We start from the raw sequence: 23,256 nt of genomic DNA on the forward strand, positions 1-23,256 counted from the left end.
CGCCGGTCGTAGCATCGGCGCCGTACACGTGTCACGACGCGGATTCGACCTCGAACCCGTCGGCGCCCGGATCGGGCCAGCCCGTCGGGAAGCCGTCGATGCTGTACCCGTTCTTCTCGTGCTGATATCGTCGCAGGCCGTCCGGGCCCTTGTGAGCGGCCCACGAGTCCATGAGCGTCCGCTGCTCCTGGTAGTCGAAGAGCGGCACGCCGAAGCCGCACGAGGTCTGAACGAGATCGATGTCGACGTCGAAGATGTTCCGCGCGCCCCGCATGGGCGGGAGGAGCCCGACGAGCTCCTCCCACTCCGTGTCGCCCTCGTGGATCGCGCGCGCCGTGCCGTAGAGGCGCAGGATGAGCGGCTTGCCCGACAGCGCACAGAACATCAGCGTCATCCGCGGCGAATCGAGGATGTGCGCTGCGGACTCATTGCCGCTGCCCGTGCCGTTGAGCCACACGACGCGGTTCGGCCCGAGGACGCGCAGCGAGTCCAATCCCTTCGGCGACACGTTGACCCGCCCGTCGCGGGCGGCGGTCGCGACGAAGAACATGTGCTGCGCCGCGATGAACCGGCCGAGCCGATCGCTGATCTCGCCGAACTGAGTCGCGACGGGTCCATTCTCGCAGTCGGCGGTGCGCCGGCGCATCGGCGCCTCGGCGTCCGTCAGTCGATGGCGCTGATCGTCCAGCCCGCCTCGAAGGACTGCCCGGGCTCGATCACGACGAGGCCGGTGTCGAACGGGTACACGGGCGCGTTGAACGCATCGGGGGCACAGGTCATGGGCTCGACGGCCAGGCCGGCGCGGTGCGCCGGGTTCGCCGGATCGAGGTCGGCGGTGTGGATCTGCACCCAGGGGCACGCCGCATCCCAGCGCATCGCCACACCGCGGCCGTCGGCATCCGTCAGCCGGACCGTCGCGATCCCCGCGTCATCCCGCTGCAGGTCGGTGTAGGCATGATCGATCGCGGCACCGGCGATCGTCCGCGGAATGCGGAAGTCGAACCGCTGCGGGTCGCCGTCGTCGACGGGACGCAGGACGGTCGGCGCGAGCCGCTCGTCGACGTGCAGGACGGATGCGGCGGGCAGGTCGAGCGTCCAGTCGTCGACGCGGCCCGCCCCGGCGACGAGGTAGGGATGCGGGCCGGTGCCGAACGGTGCCGGCTCGTCGCTCAGGTTCGTGGCGCGAACGGTCTGCACGAGACCGTCGGCGCTCAGCGTGAACGTCGTCTCGATCCCGACGCGGTACGGGTAGCCGGTCTGGGCCTCGACAACGGCCTCGAGCCGCACCCGATCCTCGCCGACGGACACGGCGCGGTAGTCGAGCCACACGGCGAGGCCGTGCAGGGAGTGGCCGCGCGCGGGCTCGGTCAGCGGAAGCTGCTCCTCCTGCCCGCCGAACGTGTACCGCCCGTCGACAACGCGGTTGGGCCAGGGCACCAGCGTCACGCCGCGGTAGCCCGGGCGCAGCGCGTCTGCCTCGTACGGCACGACGAGATCGCGTCCGTTGTGCTGGAACGAGCGCAGCGAGGCGCCGATGCTCGCCACGACGGCCGTGTCGGCGCCGCGGGTCAGCGTGAACTGCGTGCCCGAGAGCGGCGCGGGCATCAGCGGCCCCGCCCTTCGGCTCGAGCCGTCGGGACGACCATCGACGTCGGTCGGGGGTGAAGGAGACGCATGACAGCATCCTCTCGCACCCGCCGCCGCCCGATTCGCCACGTTGCGGACGACGGGTTCACCCACCCAGGCGATCGAGCGCGGTCCGCGCGGCCTCGAGGTCACGCTGCGCCCCGGCGACCGCGTCGCCCGCGGCCGTCCGGCGCTCGTCGAGCTCGGGGGCGCGGGACTTCGCCTCCCCGAGCTCCTCGCGGGTCGCGTCGAGCTGCGCCTGCAGGTCGCGCTCGCGCGCGGCCAGGTCGTCGACGCGGCGGGCGAGATTGCGCACCTCGCTCTCGACTTTCGTCTCGTCGCGCTGCGCGCGGAGCACCTCCTGCTCGGCGTTGTGCACCGCCGCCTCGGCCTCGCGGCGTTCGCGCCGCGCCTTCACCTCGTCGGTCGGCGGCGGCGCGACCTCCAGCGGCTCGGGACGACCGCCGCCGACTGCGACGTCGAGATCGACGGGGGTGGATGCCTCGAGCTCGCGGACCAGGCGCCCGGAGGCGACGGCGGCCGCCGCATCCGCGTCGAAGAAGGCGGCCGTGATGGTCTGCTGCACCGCCTCGCCGGTGGCCGGCGTGACCCGCTCGCCGCGCGAGGACGCCAGCCCGACGGCCTCGCGAGCGAGTTGCGCGGTGAGTGCACGGCGCTGGCGCCCCAGCTGCGCGAGGGTCGCGGCATCCAGGTCGTCCTGCGCCTCGCGCAGCTCCTGCGCCAGCTGCAGTGCCTGGCCGAGCTGCACGGTCCGCTCCTGCGCGAAGACGTTCACGACCCACGCGGCGATCGAGGGCTTGCGCAGCGCCTTGATCTGCGCCGCGAGCGCAGAATCCGCGACCTCCGTGGCGCGCGCATTGCGGGCCGCGACGAACGCGTCCGGCGGGCCCGCGTAGAGCTCCGCGGCGATGTCCGCCAGCGATGCGTCGGCCATCGCGTCCTCCCGGCCGTCAGGCGAGCGCCGGTCGCGCGCGCATGAAGAGGCTAACGGGATGCCGCGCCGCCCGCACCGGCATCCCTCCTCCGCCTCTGCGCTAGCCCCAGATCGTGTACCAGGTGCCGTAGACGCCCGCGACGCACATCACCGCCGTCGTGATCCAGCCGAGCCACTGCGCCAGAGGGCCGTTGCGGTACCGGCCCATGATGCCGCGATCGCGGGAGATCAGCATCATGATCACCAGGAACGGGCCGGCCGCGATCCCGTTGACAGTGGCGGACAGCACGAGGATCTGGATCGGGTTGTGGATGAAGACCGCGAGCAGCGTGCCCGCGACGATCCCGACGCCGAGCAGGATGTAGAACAGCGGAGCCTGTTGCGGCGACTTCTCGAGCCCCCACTGCTTGTCGAGCAGGCCGGCCATTCCGGCGGCGCCGGCCGCGGCGAGCACCGGCACGGCCAGGACGCCAGAGCCGATGAAGCCGACCGCGAAGAGCAGACTGGCGTAGCTGCCCGCGATCGGCTGCAGCGCCTTCGCCGCCTCGGCGGCACTGCTGACCGACGTGTGGTGCGCGCCGAGCGTGGCGGCGCTCGCGGCCATGATCGCGAACATGATCAGCGCCGAGAAGACCATGCCCGTGAAGACGTCGATCCTGCCCGTCTTCAGGCGACGCCGAGCGCCCTGCTGCGAGCGGTCGTCGAGCGCCGGAGCGTGGTCGCCGCCGAGGTCCTCGTCCCGCAGCTCCTCGATCCGCTGGGCGGTCTGCCAGAAGAACATGTACGGACTGATCGTCGTGCCGAGCACGGCCACGACCAGAGCCCAGTAGGCGGGCGAGCCCGCGATACTCGCGCCGACCAGGCCTCTGAGTACGTCCGCCCAGTGGACGTGCGTCACGAACAGGACGGCCACGTAGACGAGCAGGACGAGGCAGAGCCACTTGAAGATCCGGCCGATCCACTCGAACGAGCCCGCGACGACCGCGACGCCGATCGCGACCCCCGCGATCGCGGACCACAGCGCCGCGGGGCCGGCGTGGAGCAGCCGCATCCCCTGCCCGATGGCCATCAGATCGGCCCCGAGGTTCAGCGTGTTGGCCACGATGAGCGCGGCGATCAGCACCGCGATGATCGTGCGCGTCCCGTCGTGGAAGCGCCGACGGATCAGCTTGCCGAAGCTGTCGCCGGTCGCGAGCGTCATCCGGTCGCAGATCTCCTGCGTCGCCATCATCATCGGCAGGGTGGCCGGCACGGTCCACAGCATGCTGTTGCCATAGGTCGCACCGGCTTGGGAGTACGTCGCGATCCCCGACGGGTCGTCGTCGGCCGCGCCCGTCACCAGGCCCGGGCCGAGGAGGCCGAAGAAGCGCATCACGGGGTTCCTGCGCTTCTGCGGGCCCTCGTCATCCGTCGGACCCGCTCCGGTTCCTGGTCGTGCCACGACTCCTCCTCTCCCGGAAGCGAAAGTAGTCGCGGGAAAGGGCGGACACAGAGGGCATTGCGTCTGCATCCATCACGCGCTACTGGACGCAGCTGCAGCCCATGGATCGCGTCATCCGCCGTTCGCAACCCCCTGCGGAAACACCGGGCTCGGCGGATAGCCTGCGGTGTCGGATGAATTGGGGAGGCGAGGGCAGCCATGACCGACGACGAGAGCGGCGATGTGGCCCCGGACGGCCGCGACGAGACCGCGGCTCAGCGTGCGGACCGCAATTGGACGGAGATCCTGCAGGAGCTGCGGGTGACCCAGACCGGCACTCAGGTGCTCGCCGGATTCCTGCTGACCGTGGCGTTCCAGGCCAGGTTCCCGCAGCTGCTTGCCTACCAGCAGGTCGTCTACCTGGCCCTTGTCGTCCTTGCGGCGGCGACCACGACCGTGGGGCTCGTGACCGTGAGCCTCCACCGGCGGATGTTCCGGCGGCGACAGAAGCCGGAGCTCGTGCGCCGGGGCGACTTCCACCTCAAGCTCAACCTGGCGCTGCTGAGCCTGCTCAGCGCCGGAGTCGTGTTCTTCCTCTTCGACGTGGTGACGACGCTCCCGATCGCCGTCGTCGCGGGCATCATCGTGGCGCTCGGGATGCTCGGCGGCATGCTGGTCTACCCCTTGGTCACCGTGCGGGGCGGTCCGAGGCAGCGGGGCTGAGGTCGGCACCTCCGGTCAGACGGCGGAATTCTTCCGCCATGGCGCGAGCGAAGTCGTCTCCGGGCACGGTGTCCGCATCGAAATGGACACCGCAGCAGAGCCGCTGGTCGTACGAGACCGCAGCGACCCCCAGCCGGACATTCGCGGCCAACACCGCCACGGGCCACAGCGCGGCTATCGGGGCGCCGGCAAGGCGAAGGGTCCCGGGCGGTCCGGGAACGTTCGTGACGAACCCCGCGACCAGGTGCTGCCGGTGCGCAAGGTGATCCATCATCCGCGCACCGGCGGGACCCCGCATAAGCTCGAGCGTTCCCTGTCCGCGCGCCCGCTCCTTCTCGGACCGGGTCTGGGCGGCGATGAGGCGTAGCCGCACATCGGGGTCCGCCTCCCCTAGCGGCAGGCGCACCAGCATCACTCCGACCCGGTTCGCGACGGTCCCTCGCCGCGGCAGCGCCACGGGCACCGAGACCGGCAGGCGATCGGGGATGGACTCGCCCGCGCGCGAGAGCGCCTTTCGATATCCCGAGGACACGGCGGCAAGGAGGGCATCGTTGATCGTCGCTCCCGCGTCTCGGCTCCGAGCCTCGAGCATGCCGAGATCCGTACTGAGAAAGCGCACACTGCGGTGGGGACTGCGCTCTCCCAGCAGCACCGTCTCGCCGACTTCACGGCCGAAGAGAGTCATCCGCACCCGCTCGAGTCCGTATCCGATCCGAGCCCGGCCATCCGGTCGCTCTCGCCCGCCCGTCAGCGGCGGTGGCGGCGGGTCCGGCCCGACCGGTCCGGCGTGATCGAACAGCCGTTGGATGATCCCGACGGCAGCCATGCCGTCGGCGATGGCATGGTGGATGCGGAGAATCAGACCGACGCCACGGGGGCTCGCTCCGGGAACCAGGAGCAGCTCCCACAACGGACGATCGCGAGGCAGCGGCACGGTCATGAGCTCTCCGCACACTCGCTCGAACCCTGCTGGTCCGTCCACACGGGCGATGCTGCGCACGTGATGATCGAGATCCGGCGTGGCATCGCGCCAGCGATGTCGACGGCCGTGACCGACGGGCACACACCGGAGTTGAGGCAGCTCAACGATCCGCTCGGCGATCACCGTGCGGAGCAGATCCAGATCGGCCTCGCCGTGGCCGAGGAATCCGCCCTCCTCCGGGACGAGCACACCGGCGACAAGGAACACATTGGTCTGACCGGCGTGATCGAGCACGAGATTGGCTTCGTCGACCGGTGCGAGCCGCTGCTCCTGCCGCGACGGCATCTCACGCCACCAGCGCGAGCGCGATGAAGACGAAGATGACGACATCGCTGAGGAAGTGGATCCACCACGCCCAGAAGAGGCCACGCGTCTCCAGCATGGCCTTGCCGAGCATCCACCCCATGAAGATCGAGAGCATCACGCCGAGCGGTCCGCCGGGAGTGCCGAAGTAGTGCGCGGCGCCGAACAGGACGGCCGACTGCCACAGCGCCTGGCTGCTTCCGACGGCCGGTTCGAGCGTCGCCAGCATAGGCGCCCGATAGATCATCTCCTCGCTGAAGGCGTTGAGCGCTGCGTACATGATGATCGACGGGATCATCGGAACGAGGGCGGCGAACTCGGTTGCTGTGGGTCGGACCGCGAGATACTGCGCGACGCCGAGCGCACCCGCGATCCCGAACCCCCAGATCAGTCCGAAACGGCGCCAGGAGTCCGCATGCGGGAAGCCGAGCAGCGGAACCGGACGGATGGGGGCGGTGATGTTGCCGAGACGCAGGAAGAGGTCCCGCGATCGCAGTCCCGTGAGCAGCAGCGAGACGATCATCACGAGCGCGACAAGGAGCTTCGCGGTCTGCTCCGCCTGCATGCGGCCGTCGAAGGAAGTGGCACCGAGCAGCGACTGCAACGGCGCGATCGTCAGATCCACGAGCGGCAGGACATCGATGAGGATGAGCAGCAGGCACATCGTCAGGCCGAATCGCCAGAGCGGCCGCAATCGGCGAGAGAGGATCGTCGCGACGAGGAGGGCGGACGGGACGGCGATCTGCGCGATGGTCAGCCATGCCGGTACCCGCCCGACGAACTCCGTCCACAGGATGGCCGGGACGGTGCCGGCCAGCAGAGTCGTCGCCCACGATGCCCACACCGCCCAGGTTGCAGGCGCCGGTCGGGGCTTCCACGCCTCCGCTGCTCCGGCTCGTGAGCGTAGGACCCCGAGGTCGCGCCTGTCACTCATCTTCGGCCGCTCCTCGTGATCGCCCGGCGGGGCGAGTAAGGCGTCACGCCGATGTTCCACGGCCGTACTCGCACCGCTGCCCGGATGGTGCGAGCACCAGCTTCCGGCAGGCGCGGTCCGCAGCAGAAGGTCGAAGGTCCCGCCGGCCGACGCCCCAGCCACGCCATCGCCCGTCATGGACGAGCTCTGCGCGTAGCGATCGTCAGCGGCGATATCCCCACGAACCGCGATTGTCAACGGTTCGGCTCGTGTGGCGGGTTGCGGGTACGGTCGTCCGTATGAGCAAGCGCCAGGAGCCCGGCCGGAGCATGTCGAAGGGACCGATCCGCGTCACCCGCCGTGAGGCATCGGCATCGGCTGCCGTCGTCTCGGTCGCCTGGACGTACGACAACGAACGCGGTCGGACCGTGTGGCTGCGCCCCGCGAGCGGGATCGAGATCGCCGGTCGTCCCCATCCGTCGCTTCGGTGACCTCGGCCGTCATCTGTTCGCCGGTCCGTGATCGCCCGGGATACCATCATCCACTCGGTCGCGGGGCCCCGGATGCCAGCGCTCGGTGCTGGCCCGCCGGAATCAGCGCGGGCTCGATGACGACGTGCCGATGGATGTGACCGACGCCCTCGTCGATCTCGCTCAACAAGAGTCTGACGGCGTGCTCGCCCACGACCTCGCCCATCTGGTCGACGGTGGTGAGGGGGACTCGGCTGTTCCATGCCGCCCGATTGTCGTCGTAGCCCGTGATCGCGATCTCGGCGGGGACGCCGACGCCTTCGGTCTCCAGAGCTTGCACCAGCCCCATCGCCAACAGGTCCGCCGCGCCGACGATCCCGTCGGGACGGGCCTCTGGCGGCCGCGCGGCGATGGCGACGCCGAGCCGGCGGCCGTCCTCCACCTCGACGTCCGCTGAGGGCAGGATCTCGAGGGTCGAAGCGCCGTTCGCCTCCCGCACCGCGCGCACGACTCCCCGCAGCCGGTCGTGCACCACAGGCGCGATGCCCTCGCCCCCGGCGAATGCGAGGCGTCGCCGCCCGCGTTCGAGCAGGTGTCGGGCAGCGAGGTAGCCGCCACGTTCGTTGTCGGTGGTGACGTTGCAGAAGTCGCCGCCGGCATCGTGATTGACCACCACGACGCATCGCCCGGGCGCGCGGAACTGCCGAAGGTCGTCCAGCGTGCCCCGCACGGGGGCCACGAGCATCCCCGAGACGTGCTCGGTACCGAGCAGCCGCAGATAGCCGCGCTGGGTGACTGCGGTGTTGTCCGAGTTGGCCAGGAGGAGCCGTGTCCCGACCGCTTCGCCATACGTCTGCGCCCCTCGCGCGATATCCAGGAAGAAGGAGTTCTCCAGATCCTCGACGACGAACCCCACCGTCGCGGTCAGTCCCGTCACGAGGGTTCGGGCGGCGCGGTTGGGCACGAAGCCCGGCGCGAGGATCGCTCGCTCTACCCGTTCGCGCGTCTGCAACGCGACCAGGGCAGGCCTGTTCAGCACGTTCGACACGGTGCCCGTCGACACCCGTGCCATCGTCGCCACATCCAAGACGGTGGGGCGACCCCCTCCGCTGCGCTGGGCAGTCGCTCGCATCCTCGTCTCCCGTATGCGTCGGCGTTCGTGAAGTCCGAAGAGCTCCCGCGAGCCGGATGATCCGCAGATCACCCGGTTCGCGGGAGCCCGGATGTCCCGCTTGGGCCACCACGGCCCTGCCGGTCGTCCTAGCTCTGCGGTGCGCCCGCCGCGTTGAGGAAGAGCACGAGCTGCTGCGCGCTGCTCACGATTCGACCGGCCTCGGGTGAGGAGACGATCCCCGCTTGGCCGAACCCGGCGACCTGGGTGATGAAGTCTCCCAGTACGACCGCCGCTTCGGACGGCTGGTCGCTCGCCTGCAGCTTCTTCACGTGATCGAGCTTCACGGTCAACGCGGTGGCGCGTCCCTGGTTCAGCCCCAGCCCGGCCACCGTGGAGCGGAGGTCGGCCAACTCGGACGCGAAGCCCGAGAAGTACCAGCCGTCGCCCCCGCCGACACCCGTCTTGCCGCCGGTGATCGTGTTGTAGCCGCCCCAGTAGTAGTCGTACGGGTTCTGCGTCTGCCCGTCCGACACCTTCAGCGAATACGGGTCGGTGTTCAGGCGTGCCGACTCTTCGGCGGTCAGCGTCTTCGTGCCGTAGAGCAGATCGCTGAGGTAGTGGCCCTCCGGCGTCGCGCTCGCCGCACCGTGCGGGTCGCCCGACGACACGTAGTTGCCGCTGTTGAACTTCACGAAGTCGGATCCGTTGACGCCCATGTTGTCGTAGACGCTCTTGGCGATCTCGAGGCTCATGTTGTCGGTGACGGCGCCGTCGTTGTAGTCGTTCAGGTTCGTGTCGATGATGATCGCTCGATCCGGAGCGAGGGTGGCCACCAGATCCGCCTGGTCGAACGGGAGCCGGCTGTAGTCGCCGTACCCGTACGAGCCGTCCTGGTGGTCGTACTCGTGGCCATAGGGAAGGAAGTGACGGAACAGCTCCGTCTCACGGACGCGGTTGTGCCGGTAGCTGTTGCCCGGACCCTCCGTACCGTGGGAGACGATGTTCTGCGCGCCCGGGTTGTCGTACGCGGTTCCGCTGAAATCGAACTCCTGCCCTTGGGCGTTGTACCGCCAGTTGGCCGGACCTGTCGCGCCCGCACCCCCCGCGACCACGGCCTTCACCCGGTCGTCGAAGACCGCGGCGACGAACGCCTCCTTCCCGTTGATCGAGAAGCCTTTCGTCACGGCGGTGGCCGGGTCGATCTTGGCTGCGAGCGCCGCGTTGGCGGCGACGGCTGCCTGCAGCGCATCGAGATAGACCGAGACCGCCGTCGCGTTCGCGATCAGGATGCTCGAGTCCGCCGACGTGCTGTTCCGCTGGTACGGGAAGAGCGTGTAGAACGTGCCCACCCGGTTCGGGTTGCCCCAGGCGCCCGCGTCGGTGCGATTGTCGCCGCCCCAGTTCGGGAAGGTGACGTTCGCGATGCCGTTCGCCGTGAAGTTCGTGCTGAAGCCCACCGCCGCCTCTCCTCCGCCGGGGACCGACGCCGGAAGCGTGATCGGGATGGAGATGTTGACCGGGACGCCACCGGCGAAGTTGGCGTTCGTGGGTACGACCTGCGCCGTCACGACGGGATTGCCGGTGCCGTTGTACGCGTTGCCCGTCACGTTGATCGTGTAGTCCACGCCGAGCTGCGGCTTGTACCCGTACTCGTAGAACTGCGCGAGGTCGAGGATCTCCTTCTTGCGCTTCTGCCATTGCGCCGCGTTCGTCACCTGACCGTTCGTGCCCTTGGTGGGGTCGAAGAACGTGTAGGCGCTCGGCAGCGTCTGCAGCTGCGGCAGATCGTGCGGATCCGGATACTTCGTGTCCGCCCAGCGCAGCCCGTCGAAGGCATCCGTCACCGCCGTGACTGCGGCCTCCTTGTCCGCACGGGATGCCGTCGCGGAGTCCTTGATCGCGAGGTACGCATTCTTCGCGCTGACGAACGCGTTCTTGGATGCGGGCGTCCACACCGCGCTGCCGTCACCGTTCGCGCCCGGCTGGGTGCCGTTGCCCGAACCGCCCGGGTTGCTCTTGGAATTCCAGAACCGGATGTCCTCGTCCGCGCTCCACCCGCTGTAGGCGAACGGGGTCTTCTTGTCCCAGCCGTCGAGGGTGACGACGCCCCAGTCGCGGTTCGGCGTCCGCTGGGCGTCCGGCAGGTTGGAGCCGTCCTCCAGGCCCGTGTAGTACTGGCTCTTGCTCCAGTAGGTGAAGGAGTTGCCCTGGTCGTAGGCCCCCACCTCGAGGCCCACCTTCGTGCCGTCCGTCAGCTGACGGTTCGGCTCATCTCCCCAGCCTTCGATCTGCAGCGCGAACTCGTAGGTGTAGTTGACGCCGTCGCCCGGGGTGTACCCCGACGACTTGAACGCCTTCAGCCGCGTCGAGTAGTCCTGATTGGTGGGATTGAAGAACGACCCCAGCGAGGGAATCGTCGGGTTGTTGTACGACGTCACCGAGGTGAGGTTCGGGTTCGCGCTCAGGAAGAACGTGCCCTGGGTGTCGGTCTCGAGTCCCCACTGGTCGTTGTAGACGTCCATCGACACGTAGATGCCGTCCGTGTTCGCGGCATAGCTCGGGGTGTTCCAGTTCGGCGTAGCACTGTCGGACTCCGTGCTGTCGCCGCTCACCTGCACGAGCCCGTAGAGCACGGGGCCGTCCCACATGAGACGCACGGTGCCCGTGGTCGTGGCGCTGGGGTCGTCGCCGGTCATTCCGGCGTTGAACTTGTGCTCGATCGGATAGCTCTGCGCGTCGTTCCACGAGGCGTCCTTCACGCCGTCGACCGTGGGCGCCTGCGTCGCGAACGCCGCGTCGGCCTGCGCGCGATCGGCCACGACCTTGTAGCTCTGGTTGTTGCCGCCGTCGGGCGAGAAGCGCTCGAGCACATCCGTGTTCGTCACGTAGTTCTTGTCGCCCGGCTGGTCGTAACCGTATTGTCCGGGCGTGTCCGCGGCGTTGGCCGGGGTGACGATTCCGAACAGCAGCACGGCGGGCGCGATGATCGCTAGCGATCGTGAGATCGTCTTCACGCTTAGTCCTTCACTGTCGATGTCCTCGGACCGTGCCACGCCCCCGATCGGACCGGGGTTTCGTTCGTCCGCGCTTCATGAGCGCACTGAAGCGTCGGCGCGCGCCGGACTCGTGCTCCGTCGCCATCGTCGTGCGTGCCTGCCGGGGCGACCTTCTCGGTCCCGCCCCGCGGGGTCCAGCGGTGGGATTGAATGAGTGTGAAACCGCTTTCTCGCAAAGTAGCACCGCGCGCCGGAAAGTGTCAACGGCTGATCGTGCGCCATGCGCCATTGTGCTGAACTAGCACGAGAAACCGCTTTCTTGCTACGGTAGGCAGGCCTCGGCGTCGCCCGGCATTGCAGCCGCGTCGTCGATCAGATGCCGAGAGGAGAGGACGGATCGTGTCGCAGTGCGATGAGCCCGTGCACCAGCGTCAATGGATGCTGCACATCCGCCCCTTCACTGAGAGCCCCGCGTACTCGAACATCTTCCGCACGACGATGATGCAGTCGGCGACGCCGGACGAGATGCGCGGGCGCCTGCAGGGCATCTTCACGCTCGTGCTCGCCGCGGGACCGCGTCTGGGCGATGTGCTCGCGGGCTTCACCGCGGCCCTCATCGCCCTGTGGTTCCCCCCGATCGCCGGTGGGATCCTCATCCTTGTCGTCGTGGGGGCGCTGTATGCGACTCGCCGCCGATTCCGCCACTACGACGCACTGGAGCCCGTCCCGTGATCATCGCATCCGACCGACCCCAGAAGATCGCGCGCCTCGTCGCTCTCATGGACGAGCGCTGCGCGCCCGCCGTCTCGCTGACGACGGCGGAGTCCTTGTCTTGGCTCTTCGACGGTGCGCGTGTCACGGTCCCTTACGGCGGCGCCCCCGTCTGCTCGGCGATCGTCGACAGCGACGGCAGCTGCCTGGTGACCGCATACGCGAACGAGGCCGAGCGGCTTCTCGCCGAGGAGCTCGGTCCCGGCGTCGAGGTGCGCGCCGTCCCGTGGCATCGCCCGCTGCCTGCTCCGGGGCGCGGGGTCCTTCGCGAGGACGAACATCTCGCGACGATGCGACGGCTCCGGGCATCGCTCCTGCCGGGTGAGCGGGCGCGATATGCGAGCCTCGGCCGTGATGTCGCGCGGTCGGTGAGCGCCCAGCTGCGCGAGGTCTCGCCCCATGAGAGCGAGCACGATCTCGCCGCGCGCCTGCTCCACGCGATCGCCGCCGCGGGCGCCGAGCCCGTGGTCGTCCTCGCAGCGGGCGAAGCCCGAGGCGAGGTGCCGCATCCGCTCCCCACCGCAGCCGCTCTGGGGCGGCGGGCGATGGCGGTCGTCGGCGCACGACGCCAGGGGCTCGTCGCGAATCTGACGCGATGGGTCTCGTTCGACGGTCCCCCGAGCGCCGACGTCGAGGCACGGCTGCGCGAGGTCGAAGCGGACGCGTTCGCGGCGACCCGACCCGGGCGGCCGCTCGGCGAGGTGCTCGCCGACATCGCGGCCGCATACGAACAGCACGGCTTCGGCGCGGATGCGTGGCAGGCCCACCACCAGGGCGGCCCGACCGGCTACCTGGGGCGCGATCCGAAGGCGACCCCGGGCGCAACCGACCGCGTGCAGTCCGGTCAGGCCTTCGCCTGGAACCCGTGGGTGCCGGGGGCCAAGCTCGAGGACACGGTGATCGTCGATCGATCCGGCATCGAGGTGCTCACGTCGGACCCGGAGTGGCCTGCCGCCGAGGTGCACGGCATCCCGCGCCCGCTGACCCTTCTCAGAGCCTGAACGAATTCCTGTCGAGAGAGGACGAACATGACAGACCTTCCCTGGCTGCGAGTCTCCGGAGCCCACATCGTCGACGAGAGCGACCGGACGGTCCGCCTCACGGGCGTCGGTCTCGGCGGCTGGATGAACATGGAGAACTTCATCACCGGCTACCCCGGCAATGAGGAGAACATCCGGCGTGTGCTGCGCGACCGGATGGGCGACGACGCGTACGAGGCGTTCTTCGACGAGTTCTACACCGCCTTCTTCGACGATGCGGATGCCGCGTTCGTGGCTTCGCTCGGGATGAATTCGGTACGGATCCCGGTCAACTACCGCCACTTCGAGGACGACGCCCGCCCGTTCGAGTTGAAGGAGGAGGGGTTCGCCCGCCTCGATCGCGTGATCACCGCGCTCGCACGCCACGGCGTGTACTCGATCATCGATCTGCACGCCCTCCCGGGCCGGCAGAACCAGCACTGGCACAGTGACAATCCGACGCACATCGCCCAGTTCTGGGACCACCCGCACTTCCAGGACCGCGTCGTCCACCTCTGGGAGGCGCTCGCGGACCGTTACAAGGATCGCCCGGAGGTGGCCGGGTACAACCCCATCAACGAACCCGCGGACCCCACCGGCGAGGTGCTTCCGGTGTTCTACGACCGGCTCGAGAAGGTGATCCGGGCCATCGACCCCCGGCACATCCTGTTCCTCGACGGCAACAAGTACTCGACGGACTTCAGCTTCCTCGACCGGCGGTCGGAGCCCCTGCCCAACAGCGTCTACACCGCCCACGACTACGCGCTCCCGGGCATCACCAGCGCAACCGAGTACCCGGGAACGACCAGGGGCGAGTACTTCGACCGTGGCGTCGTGGAGCAGACGTTCCTGCGGCGCACGGAGTACATGCGACGCACCGGGACGCCGATCTGGATCGGGGAGTTCGGACCCGTGTACTCGCAGGATCGCACTCAGGATGCCTGGCGGTACCGGCTCCTGCGCGACCAGCTCGAGATCTACCGGGAGCATGGCGCGAGCTGGGCGCTGTGGACGTACAAGGACATCGGCCTGCAGGGGCTCCTGTTCGCCGACCCGGCGAGTGACTACATGATCCTGACCGCAGAGGACCGGGCGACGAAGACGCGTCTGGGCGTCGACTCGTGGGGCGGATCGGATGCGGGGGTGCGCGACATCCTCGATCCGATCGATGCCGTGTTCGACGCCGAGTTCCCCGGATACGCACCGTGGCCGTGGGGGCGTCAGCCGCACATCGCGGTCTTGGTGCGGCACATCCTGCTCGCCGAGCCGCTGGCGGAGCGCTTCGGGGACCGCTTTCGCGGAGTCTCCCCGGAGCGAGCCCGGGCGCTCGCATCGGCGTTCCGGCGCGAAGCCTCCATCGAGCGCACGGGTCTCACCTCATTGCTGCGCGAGCATCTCACCGGGCGATGAGTCCCGCTCGTGGCTCGTCGCCGCGCTCAGGCGTGCGGGGCGACGAACCCGGGCGCGCTCCGCGACACGACGTCCAGTCCGCGCACGTCCACCCGTTCGTTGGGTGAGAGCGTCAGCGGGATGGATTCGCTCCCCCGGAGCAGCTGTCCGCTCACGGCGCCCGCGGCCACGCACACGACGGAGCGGAGTTCGCCGGACCGGTCGGTCACGACACGCCAGCCGCGCGGGAAGCGCACGTGGACGGCGCCGTCGCGCAGCACGACGACCTCGTCGTCGTCGGCCGCCGATTCGAAGTGCACGCCGTCGATCGTCCGCGAACTCGCGACGGCGCGAGCGGCGGCGCCGTGATCGAGCCGCGTGGGCGACAGGCACGTGAACCACAGGTCGCCGTCCGGCCTCGGAAGGATTCCCGTCCACCGCTCGATCGCGTCCAGGAACCACAGGATCGACGGCGAGTAGACCTCGGTGAAGCCGGCTTCGCCGCTCCAGGGATCCAGACACTGCGGAAACCGATCCGCGAGCGCGACCGCGCTGAGAACCGGCATCGAGGCGACACCCAGCTCGGCGACGCGTCCGTGCGCCTCGAAGGCCTGCGGAACCCGCAGCAGGGCGAGGAAGTTGACCGGACCGGCCCAGGAGTTGCGACGGAAATCGTGGTCGAAGCGCGGATCGTCCATGGCGAGCGATGTGAAGCCGTAGTGCGCGAGGAACCTGCCCGTGTGCATCAGGTACCGCTCGAGCGCACGACCGAACACGTCGTCGTCGCCGACCTCGCACGCGAGCACCCGTAGCAGCACGTCGGAGACGATGCGGACCGGCGCGCCGTCCTTGGCCCGGTCGTAGAAGGTCTCGTCCGCCGCATCCCAGCACTCCCGCCAGAGCGCGGTGAGAGATGCGTCGGCCTTCCGCCGCCACGGCTCCGGATCGTCGCCCAGCTCCTCGGCGATGAGCGCGAGATATGCGCGCTGACACGCGATGTTCGCGGTCAGATCGGGAGCGATGTACGGAAGAACAGGGGATGCCGGGTCCACCCGCGCCGCGTCACCGCGATAGCAGCGATCAGGGGCGAACCAGAACCGCGGCGATAGATCGTGCCCGGTGTCGAAGGTGCAGAACGCCTCGACACCGCCCGTTCCCCGCGTGTCGCGATGGACGGCGAGCCAGGTGTCGTTGCGGCTCATCGCGCCGTACATCGCGGCGAGGAAGCCGCGATCCCGTCCGGAGAGCAGATAGTGGTTCCAGACGCTGCGCGCCAACGGCGTCACGATCTGGATCTGGGTGAACGCCTCGCCGTCCGCGGTCACTTTGTAGGGGATCAGCCCGTCGTCCCTCTGATGTCGGGCGAACTGCAGGAACGTCTCCCGCGCGACCGTCGGAGCGAATCGCGTCAGCACCTCGGCGCTGATGGTCCCGGTGCTCTCGATCCAGCTCCCCCGGTACACGCCTCCCTCGCTGAGCACGGGGGCGTCCCCGTCCCCCAGCGCTCCCACGCAGGCTCCGAGCTCTGCCACGGCCTGATCCCACCGGGCCTCGAGCGGCCCTCCGATGGCCGCGAAGCCGATCCCGTGGGACCGGAACTCCTCGCCGATCGGACCCGGAGCCTCCGCTCGTCCCTGTCTCAGCCGCGTCAGGGCCTCATCGATCACCGTCATCCGCTTCTCCGCATCTCCTCGGCACAGTCGATCGGCGGGCGACCCCTCGAGGGCCGCCCGCCGATGGACGATGGGCTTCTCAGCCCTGGCTCTGCGCCAGGTCCGTCGACAGCTTCTGGATGAAGTCGTCCGCAGCCTGCTGAGGCGTCTGCTTGCCGAACAGCACCTGCGTCTCTCCGTCCTGCGCGTACTTGTTGAAGTTCGCGCCCCCGTTGGGCTGCGGCGGGGCGACCGTGCCGCTCTTCAGCGTCTGGGCGACGTACTCGGCAGCCACCTTGTTGGGCCCCTGGAGCAGCGGGGTGACGATCTTGGCCTGTTCCGGGTTGAACGGCACGCCGCGGGTGTCGAGGATGAGCTTCGCGGTCTCGGGGTCGTTCAGGAACCAGTTCATGAGCTCCGCGGCCGCGGCAGGGTGCTTGGTCTGCGCGTTGATCGCCCAGAACGCGGAGGGCAGCAGTGCAACGCCGTTCTTCTTCGTGTCGGTGGGCGGGGGAAGGATCTGGGTCGTGCCCCCGGCAGAGTACGAACCGACGAGGTTGCTGTAGCCGAAGGTGATCGCGGCCTGTCCCAGCGTGTACAGCTGCTGGTTCGGCGGCAGCGCCGCACCGGCTGTCACGATCGAGGGGTCGGGAAGGCCCTTGCCGTCGTTGAGCCGCTTCTCGATCTTGTACCAGTCGGCGATCGTGCCGGCCTTGATGGCGAGCTTGCCGTCGGGGCTGTAGACGCCGTACTTCGTCTCCTGGGCGGCGAAGGTGCCGAGGATGTCGGCGACACGCAGGTCTAGGCCGTAGATCGGCTTGCCCTGCGCGTTCTTCAGACCCATCGAGCCGATCTTGTCGGCAGCAGAGATCAGGTCGTTCCACGTCCACGTGGAGTCGGGTACCGGAACGCCGGCCTGCGTGAAGATGTCGGTGTTGATGAATGCCGCGGTCGCGTTTCCGCCGGTGGGCAGGCCGTACAGCTTGCCGTCGACCTCCGCGCTCGTGAGGGAGAAGTCGGGGTACTTGTCCGACTGGACGATGTTCTTCACCGTGCCGAGATCCAGGAGCGCGCCGGCCGAACCGTACTCCTGCGGCTTCGCCCCGCCGAGTGCGAAGAGGTCGGGGGCCGTCTCGCCGCCGCCGCCGAAGTCGGTGGCGAGACGGTTGAAGAGGTCGTCGGGGCTTCCGACCGGCGTCTCCTTGACGGTGACATTCGGATATTTGTCTTCGAATTGCTGGATGACCTTGTGGAACAGGGCCGCGCGCGTGTCGTCGCCCCACCACGACGCCTCGAGGGTGACCTTCTCCTTGGGGTTGAACGTCGTGCCCGCGTGCGGAGTGGTCGAGCCGCTCGAGGTGCCGGAGCATCCAGCCAGGATGAGTGAGCCGACGAGCGCGGCACCGACCGCGACCTTCCGGGCGATGGAACCTGCATTACGCGTCATTGCGCCTCGTTTCGTGAGGGGTGGCATGCCACCGCGTGTGTGCTGTGGGCCGATGGACTCACACCATCGGTCGCGGCTCGAGAAACCGCTTTCTCAGAAAATAGCAACCGTCGGCGACAAAGTCAACGCAGTCGTTTCAGGACCGCGGCTCGCCCGTCGAGCGGCGCTGCTCCACGCGTGGCTGGAAGACCACGTCGTGTCCCGGGACCTCGCCGGCCAGCAGCGCCCTCATGCGCAGCCACGCCTGGCCGCCGAGCTCCTCGTGCGGGACGGACACCGTGGTCAGCGGGGGCGTCGTGTAGCGGGCGAAAGGGATGTCGTCGAATCCCGTGACCGAGATGTCCTCCGGTACGCGCACGCCGAGCTCGAGGAGGCCGTTCATGGCTCCGATCGCCACAAGATCGTTGTAGGCGACGACAGCCGTCGCCGATGACGCCGTCACCGCCCGGGCCGCCGCCGTGCCGCTCTCGATGCTCGCACCGGCGGGGATGCGATCCACGACGAGATCCGGGTGGAGGCGCTGCATCTCATCCAGACCCGCGAGGCGGTCACGGTTCGACGCGCTCTCCGGTGGTCCGTCGAGATAGACGAGGTGCCGGTGTCCGAGGTCGTAGAGGTGACGGACGAGATTGCGGATGCCGGACTGGTAGTCGATCGACAGCGATGGCGCATCCAGACGCGAATTCGCGCGGTTTATCAGGACGAGCGGCTTCAGACCGGCCCCGAGGTGGACGAGTTCCGCGTCCGTCATCCGCGGGGCGCACAGGACGATCGCGTCGCACCGCCCCCGCACCTCGGCCACCAGCAGAGGCTCGTCCTGCGGAGACTCCGCGGAGTCCGCGACGAGCACCCGGTAGCCGTCTTTCGCGGCCGCTTTGCTGAGGCTGGAGAGCATCGCCTGGAAGGCGGGGTTCGCCAGATCGGGGACGACGAAGGCGATCGCGTGCGTCTGCCCGAGGGCGAGGCTGCGGGCGAGATGACTCGGAGAATAGGCCAGCTCCGCGGCGGACTGACGCACACGCTCCGCGACCTCGGGCTCGCCCGCGAACCTGCCGTTCATGACCCGCGACACCGTGGCCGGCGACACGCCCGCGTGCTTGGCGACCTGAGTGATCGTCGCGGCCCCCGAACTCCTCGTCACGCTCCCGTCCTTCCCGATCGGTGCAGATGTCGTCTCATTGTCCAGCGGACGGCGGGGTTTGACGACCAGCCGGGCACCATGTCACAATCGACGGATGCGGTGAAACCGCTTTCTTGGCACTCCAGAAAATATCACGACCGACGAGGAGGTTGACGTGAGCAGTCTCGGCGAGCTGCGATCCATCGCGATCAGTAACCGGCAGCTGCGCGCCGCGAAGCAGGCGGGGCTGCCGCGCCCGAAGAAGGAGAAGCGCGACAACCTCGCGGGGTTCCTCTTCCTGGCGCCGTGGCTGGTCGGACTGGTGGCGTTCACCCTCGTGCCGATGCTGGCGTCGCTGTGGTTCTCCTTCACGAACTACAACCTGCTGAAGTCCCCCCTCAAGTTCCCCCCGACCTTCATCGGATTCGGCAACTACATCCAGATGTTCCAGGACGGCGAGTTCTGGAACTCCCTGCGCGTGACCCTGGTCTACGTCGTGACGGCGGTGCCGCTGCAGCTCGCCGTCGCCCTCGGGCTGGCCGTGCTCCTGGACCGCGGCATGCGCGGCCTTCCGTTCTACCGTTCGGTGTTCTACCTGCCGAGCCTGCTGGGCGGATCGGTTGCGGTGTCGATCCTGTGGCGCGAGCTGTTCGCGAAGGACGGGCTGCTCAACAGCTTCCTCGCACTCTTCGGCATCAACGCGCCGGGCTGGATCGGAGACCCCAACTATGCGCTGTGGACGCTCGTGCTGCTGCACGTGTGGACCTTCGGCTCTCCCATGGTGATCTTCCTCGCCGGTCTCCGGCAGATTCCCGACATGTACCTCGAGGCGGCCGAGATGGACGGCGCCGGACGCTGGCGACGCTTCTTCACGATCACGCTGCCGCTGCTGACGCCGATCATCTTCTTCAACCTCGTGCTGCAGATCATCTTCGCGTTCCAGACCTTCACCCAGGCGTACGTCATCTCCGGCGGCACAGGCGGACCGGCGGACTCGACGATGTTCTACTCGCTGCTGCTCTACCGGGTCGGATTCCTCGAATACCACATGGGCTACGCATCCGCGATGGCCTGGTTCCTCGTGGTGGTGATCGGCGCCTTCACCGCTGTCAACTTCTGGTTCTCGAAGTATTGGGTGTTCTATGACGACTGAAACCGAACTCGTGGTCACCGCGCCGGCGCAGTTGCGCCACGGTCTGGACGCCGTGCGGCGCGCTCCCGCCGCGCCACGGACCCGCAGAAGGTGGCCCTCGATCCTCAAGCACGCGGGGCTCATCGCACTCTCGCTCCTGATGGTGTATCCGCTGCTCTGGCTCGTGGCATCCAGCCTGAAGCCGAACGGCGACATCTTCAAAGACCTCACGATCTTCCCGTCGCACGTCACGCTCCAGAACTACGTGACCGGCTGGAACGATCTGCAGCTGCCGTTCGGCGTCTTCATCCTGAATTCGACCCTCATCGCCGTCGGCTGCATCATCGGCAACCTGGTCTCCTGCTCCCTGGCCGCCTACGCGTTCGCCCGGGTGCGATTCCGGGGCCGCGCGATCTTCTTCGCGATCATGCTGGGGACGATCATGCTTCCCTTCCAGGTCGTGATGGTCCCCCAGTTCACGATCTTCAAGGAGCTCGGCTGGCTGAACACCTTCCTCCCGCTGATCGTCCCCAAGTTCGTCGCCGTGGACGCGTTCTTCATCTTCTTGATGGTCCAGTTCATCCGCGCCCTGCCCAACGAGATCTTCGAGGCCGCGCGGATCGACGGCGCCGGACATCCCCGGATGTTCGCGCAGATCACCCTGCCGCTTATGGTGCCGGCGCTGGCCACGACGACGATCTTCACGTTCATCTGGACCTGGAGCGACTTCTTCGGGCCGCTGCTGTACCTCCGGCTGCCGTCGACCTTCACGGTGTCGATCGCGCTCAAGGGGTACCTCGACGCCCAGTCGACCTCCGACTACGGGTCGATGTTCGCGATGTCCGTCGTCTCGCTCCTGCCCCTGTTCCTCATCTTCCTCGTCGGTCAGAAGTACCTCATCAAGGGCTTCGCGACCACGGGCATCAAGTGATCGGATACCCATGACGAATCGTCTGCGCTACGCCCTCATCGGCACGGGATCGCGCGCCCAGATGTACCTCGATGCGATCGCCGGCCCGCACGCCGAGCGCGCTGAGCTCGTCGCCGTCGGCGACACCAACCCCGGTCGGGTCGAGTGGTCGGTCCAGCAGCATCCCGCGCTCGGGACGCCGCTCCGGTTCGAGCCCGACGACCTCGCCGACATCGTGCGCACCCAGGCCATCGACCGGGTCATCGTCACCACTCCGGATCTGACGCATGCCGACTACATCGTGACCGCCTTGTCGGCTGGTGCGGATGTGGTCGTGGAGAAGCCGCTCACGACGACGGAGGAGGGCGTGCGGCGCATCGCCGAGGCGGTCGAACGCACAGGGCGCAGCGTGCGCGTCACCTTCAACTACCGGTATTCGCCGCGCAACAGCGCCCTGCGGCGCGTCATCGCATCCGGGGAGATCGGCGACGTCACCTCGGTCCACTTCGAGTGGGTGCTCGACACCGCGCACGGCGCGGACTACTTCCGGCGCTGGCACCGCGACAAGGCGAACTCGGGCGGCCTGCTCATCCACAAGGCGTCCCACCACTTCGATCTCGTGAACTGGTGGATCGCCGACAGCCCGACGCGTGTGTTCGCCAGCGGAGGACTGCGCTTCTACGGCGCCGAGAACGCCGCCACGCGAGGACTGAGCGCTCGGCCTGAGCGCGGCACCACCGACTCGCCGCTGCGCGACGCGTTCAGCCTCGATCTGCGGCAGGATGCTGCGCTGCGCGGGCTGTATCTGGAACAGGAGGGCTTCGACGGCTACCTCCGCGATCGCGACGTGTTCGATCCCGGGATCACCATCGAGGACAACCTCTCGCTCGTGGTCGACTACGCGAGCGGTGCCACCATGTCGTACTCGCTGAACGCGCACTCTCCGTGGGAGGGTTACACCGTCGCCGTCAACGGCACCCGTGGCCGCGCCGAGCTCGTGGTGGTCGAGCGCGGAGCGGTGCTTCTCGACGAGGCCGGCCGTGCGGTGGTGGATCCCAGTGCCCGTCCCGAAGGCGTCGCCGATGACGAAGCGCGGCCGGTCGGCGAGCGCCTTCTCGTGCAGCGCCACTTTGCCTCCGCCGTCGAGGCGGAGATTCCCGTCGCGGACGGAGGCCACGGCGGCGGCGATGCACAGCTGCTGCGCGACGTCTTCGTCGGCAGCGACCACGACCCGCTTCACCGGGCCGCCGGCTGGGAGGACGGCGTCCGCTCGGTCGTCGTCGGTCTGGCCGGAAACCGCTCGCTCGCGACCGGGCTGCCCGTCCACGTGGCCGACCTCGATCTCGGCTCCGCCGCGGCCGCCACCGCCTCCCCCGCGCGCGCCCTCGAGCTGTCGCAATGAGCCGCATCGTCGTCACGGGCGGCGCGGGTCGCCTCGGCCGCAGCCTCGTGGTCGGCCTTGCCGACGCCGGCCATGAGGTGCTGTCGCTCGATCGCCGCACCTCTCCCGCCCTGCAGCGCGAGGGGATCACCCAGCGCCTCGCCGACCTGAGCGATGCGGGTGCCGCGGCCTCCGCGCTCGCCGAGGCCCGAGCCGATGCGCTCATACACCTCGCCGCCATCGCTGTGCCCTTCAGCGCCCCGGAGGACGTCATCATGAGCACCAACGCGGGCATGGCGGTCGCTGTGCTCGGCGGGGCGGTGCGGGCAGGCATCCCGAAGGTGATCGCCGCATCCAGCCCCACCGTGCTCGGCTACGGGGCACCCACGGGCTGGGTGCCCGAGCGCTTCCCGCTCGACGAGACGACCCCGCCGCGCCCGTGGAACGCCTACGCACTCTCGAAGCTCCTCATCGAGCAGACCATCGGGATGCTGGCGCGCCAGACGGGCGACGCGGTCCGATTCGCCGCGTTCCGACCGTGCTACGTGATCGCCCCCGAGGAATGGGCCGGCGCCCCGACCCAGCAGGGGCACACGGTGCAGGAGCGCTTGGACGATCCTGCGCTTGCCGCACCGGCGATCTTCAACTATGTCGACGCGCGGGATGTCGCGGCCTTCGCCGACACCCTGCTCGGCGCGATGGGCGACATCCCGAACGGCGAGGTGTTCTTCGTCGGCGCGGATGACGCGCTCGCTCGCGAGCCCCTCGCGGAGCTCATCCCCCGATACTTCCCCGGAACGGAGCGGGCGGCCGCCGCACTGACCGGCACGGCGCCGGCCTTCTCGTCGGCGAAGGCCCATCGTCTGCTGGGGTGGCGACCGCGTCACGCATGGCGCGACGAACTCGTTCCGACCGCCGCAGCAAGGAGCTGAT

The 23,256-nt window shown here is 68.7% G+C and carries 20 protein-coding genes and 1 pseudogene; 9 read left to right on the forward strand and 12 right to left on the reverse strand.

Going from position 1 to position 23,256, the window contains the following annotated elements; translation table 11 throughout:
* Positions 1-31: 31 nt before the first annotated feature.
* The 4 genes from SM116_RS16890 to SM116_RS16905 form a co-directional block, all read right to left on the reverse strand.
* Complete coding sequence (locus SM116_RS16890; protein ID WP_320942129.1) at positions 32-646, reverse strand: pyridoxamine 5'-phosphate oxidase family protein; 615 nt, start codon at positions 644-646, stop codon at positions 32-34.
* Positions 647-663: 17 nt separating this feature from the next.
* Positions 664-1,605, reverse strand: coding sequence for an aldose 1-epimerase family protein (locus SM116_RS16895; RefSeq protein WP_320942130.1), 942 nt, complete (start codon positions 1,603-1,605; stop codon positions 664-666).
* A 127-nt stretch (positions 1,606-1,732) separates the two neighbouring features.
* A complete protein-coding gene (locus SM116_RS16900) occupies positions 1,733-2,581 on the reverse strand; it encodes a transposase (RefSeq protein ID WP_320942131.1) in 849 nt (282 codons plus the stop codon).
* Between the two features lie 100 nt (positions 2,582-2,681).
* Entirely contained in the window at positions 2,682-4,022 is a 1,341-nt protein-coding gene (locus SM116_RS16905; RefSeq protein WP_320942132.1) for an Nramp family divalent metal transporter, read from the reverse strand.
* A gap of 198 nt (positions 4,023-4,220) precedes the next feature.
* On the opposite strand from SM116_RS16905, the gene SM116_RS16910 reads away from it, so the two are divergent.
* Complete coding sequence (locus tag SM116_RS16910; RefSeq protein WP_320942133.1) at positions 4,221-4,724, forward strand: DUF6328 family protein; 504 nt, start codon at positions 4,221-4,223, stop codon at positions 4,722-4,724.
* Here the strand turns inward: SM116_RS16910 and SM116_RS16915 are convergent.
* The 3 genes and pseudogenes from SM116_RS16915 to SM116_RS16925 all read right to left on the reverse strand — a co-directional run bounded on the left by SM116_RS16915 (position 4,690) and on the right by SM116_RS16925 (position 6,943).
* A complete protein-coding gene (locus SM116_RS16915; RefSeq protein WP_320944204.1) occupies positions 4,690-5,409 on the reverse strand; it encodes a WS/DGAT domain-containing protein in 720 nt (239 codons plus the stop codon). The genes SM116_RS16910 and SM116_RS16915 overlap by 35 nt on opposite strands.
* Positions 5,410-5,565: 156 nt before the next feature.
* Positions 5,566-6,036: pseudogene (locus SM116_RS16920) on the reverse strand (wax ester/triacylglycerol synthase domain-containing protein); the annotation flags it as partial.
* On the reverse strand, positions 5,993-6,943 hold the full coding sequence (locus SM116_RS16925; protein ID WP_320942134.1) for a CPBP family intramembrane glutamic endopeptidase: 951 nt from the start codon (positions 6,941-6,943) through the stop codon (positions 5,993-5,995). The gene SM116_RS16925 and the pseudogene SM116_RS16920, both read right to left, overlap by 44 nt.
* Positions 6,944-7,221: 278 nt before the next feature.
* Here SM116_RS16925 and SM116_RS16930 point away from each other — a divergent pair, with 278 nt between their 5' ends.
* On the forward strand, positions 7,222-7,413 hold the full coding sequence (locus SM116_RS16930; protein ID WP_320942135.1) for a hypothetical protein: 192 nt from the start codon (positions 7,222-7,224) through the stop codon (positions 7,411-7,413).
* A gap of 46 nt (positions 7,414-7,459) precedes the next feature.
* Here the strand turns inward: SM116_RS16930 and SM116_RS16935 are convergent, their stop codons facing one another.
* Positions 7,460-8,524 (reverse strand): LacI family DNA-binding transcriptional regulator, encoded by a 1,065-nt coding sequence (locus SM116_RS16935; RefSeq protein WP_320942136.1) that lies wholly within the window; start codon positions 8,522-8,524, stop codon positions 7,460-7,462.
* A 128-nt stretch (positions 8,525-8,652) separates the two neighbouring features.
* Positions 8,653-11,520 (reverse strand): glucuronyl esterase domain-containing protein, encoded by a 2,868-nt coding sequence (locus tag SM116_RS16940; RefSeq protein ID WP_320942137.1) that lies wholly within the window; start codon positions 11,518-11,520, stop codon positions 8,653-8,655.
* A 420-nt stretch (positions 11,521-11,940) separates the two neighbouring features.
* On the opposite strand from SM116_RS16940, the gene SM116_RS16945 reads away from it, so the two are divergent.
* The 3 genes from SM116_RS16945 to SM116_RS16955 are packed head-to-tail and all read left to right on the forward strand — an operon-like array spanning position 11,941 to position 14,702.
* The gene (locus SM116_RS16945) at positions 11,941-12,234 is read left to right on the forward strand and encodes a hypothetical protein (protein WP_320942138.1); all 294 of its coding nucleotides are present in this window, start codon (positions 11,941-11,943) and stop codon (positions 12,232-12,234) included.
* On the forward strand, positions 12,231-13,274 hold the full coding sequence (locus SM116_RS16950) for a M24 family metallopeptidase (RefSeq protein WP_320942139.1): 1,044 nt from the start codon (positions 12,231-12,233) through the stop codon (positions 13,272-13,274). The genes SM116_RS16945 and SM116_RS16950 overlap by 4 nt, the downstream gene beginning before the upstream one ends.
* A gap of 27 nt (positions 13,275-13,301) precedes the next feature.
* Complete coding sequence (locus SM116_RS16955) at positions 13,302-14,702, forward strand: glycoside hydrolase family 5 protein (protein ID WP_320942140.1); 1,401 nt, start codon at positions 13,302-13,304, stop codon at positions 14,700-14,702.
* Between the two features lie 26 nt (positions 14,703-14,728).
* Here the strand turns inward: SM116_RS16955 and SM116_RS16960 are convergent, their stop codons facing one another.
* The 3 genes from SM116_RS16960 to SM116_RS16970 form a co-directional block, all read right to left on the reverse strand.
* Complete coding sequence (locus SM116_RS16960; protein ID WP_320942141.1) at positions 14,729-16,354, reverse strand: MGH1-like glycoside hydrolase domain-containing protein; 1,626 nt, start codon at positions 16,352-16,354, stop codon at positions 14,729-14,731.
* A gap of 79 nt (positions 16,355-16,433) precedes the next feature.
* Complete coding sequence (locus SM116_RS16965; RefSeq protein ID WP_320942142.1) at positions 16,434-17,780, reverse strand: ABC transporter substrate-binding protein; 1,347 nt, start codon at positions 17,778-17,780, stop codon at positions 16,434-16,436.
* Between the two features lie 136 nt (positions 17,781-17,916).
* Positions 17,917-18,921 (reverse strand): LacI family DNA-binding transcriptional regulator, encoded by a 1,005-nt coding sequence (locus SM116_RS16970; protein ID WP_320942143.1) that lies wholly within the window; start codon positions 18,919-18,921, stop codon positions 17,917-17,919.
* Between the two features lie 202 nt (positions 18,922-19,123).
* Here SM116_RS16970 and SM116_RS16975 point away from each other — a divergent pair, with 202 nt between their 5' ends.
* From SM116_RS16975 to SM116_RS16990, 4 genes are read left to right on the forward strand one after another with little or no spacing between them, the layout of a single operon-like run.
* Positions 19,124-20,053, forward strand: a complete 930-nt coding sequence (locus SM116_RS16975; protein WP_425563206.1) for a carbohydrate ABC transporter permease — start codon at positions 19,124-19,126, stop codon at positions 20,051-20,053.
* Positions 20,043-20,963 carry a carbohydrate ABC transporter permease gene (locus tag SM116_RS16980; RefSeq protein WP_320942145.1) on the forward strand — a complete coding sequence of 307 codons (921 nt, stop codon included), beginning with the start codon at positions 20,043-20,045 and terminating at the stop codon, positions 20,961-20,963. Before SM116_RS16975 ends, SM116_RS16980 begins: the two co-directional genes overlap by 11 nt.
* Before the next feature lie 10 nt (positions 20,964-20,973).
* Positions 20,974-22,344 carry a Gfo/Idh/MocA family protein gene (locus SM116_RS16985; protein ID WP_320942146.1) on the forward strand — a complete coding sequence of 457 codons (1,371 nt, stop codon included), beginning with the start codon at positions 20,974-20,976 and terminating at the stop codon, positions 22,342-22,344.
* A complete protein-coding gene (locus SM116_RS16990) occupies positions 22,341-23,255 on the forward strand; it encodes an NAD-dependent epimerase/dehydratase family protein (protein WP_320942147.1) in 915 nt (304 codons plus the stop codon). Before SM116_RS16985 ends, SM116_RS16990 begins: the two co-directional genes overlap by 4 nt.
* Position 23,256: the final 1 nt, after the last annotated feature.

Origin of the sequence: Microbacterium rhizosphaerae (assembly GCF_034120055.1) — a bacterium.
In the GTDB taxonomy this organism is placed as follows: Bacteria; Actinomycetota; Actinomycetes; order Actinomycetales; family Microbacteriaceae; genus Microbacterium; species Microbacterium rhizosphaerae.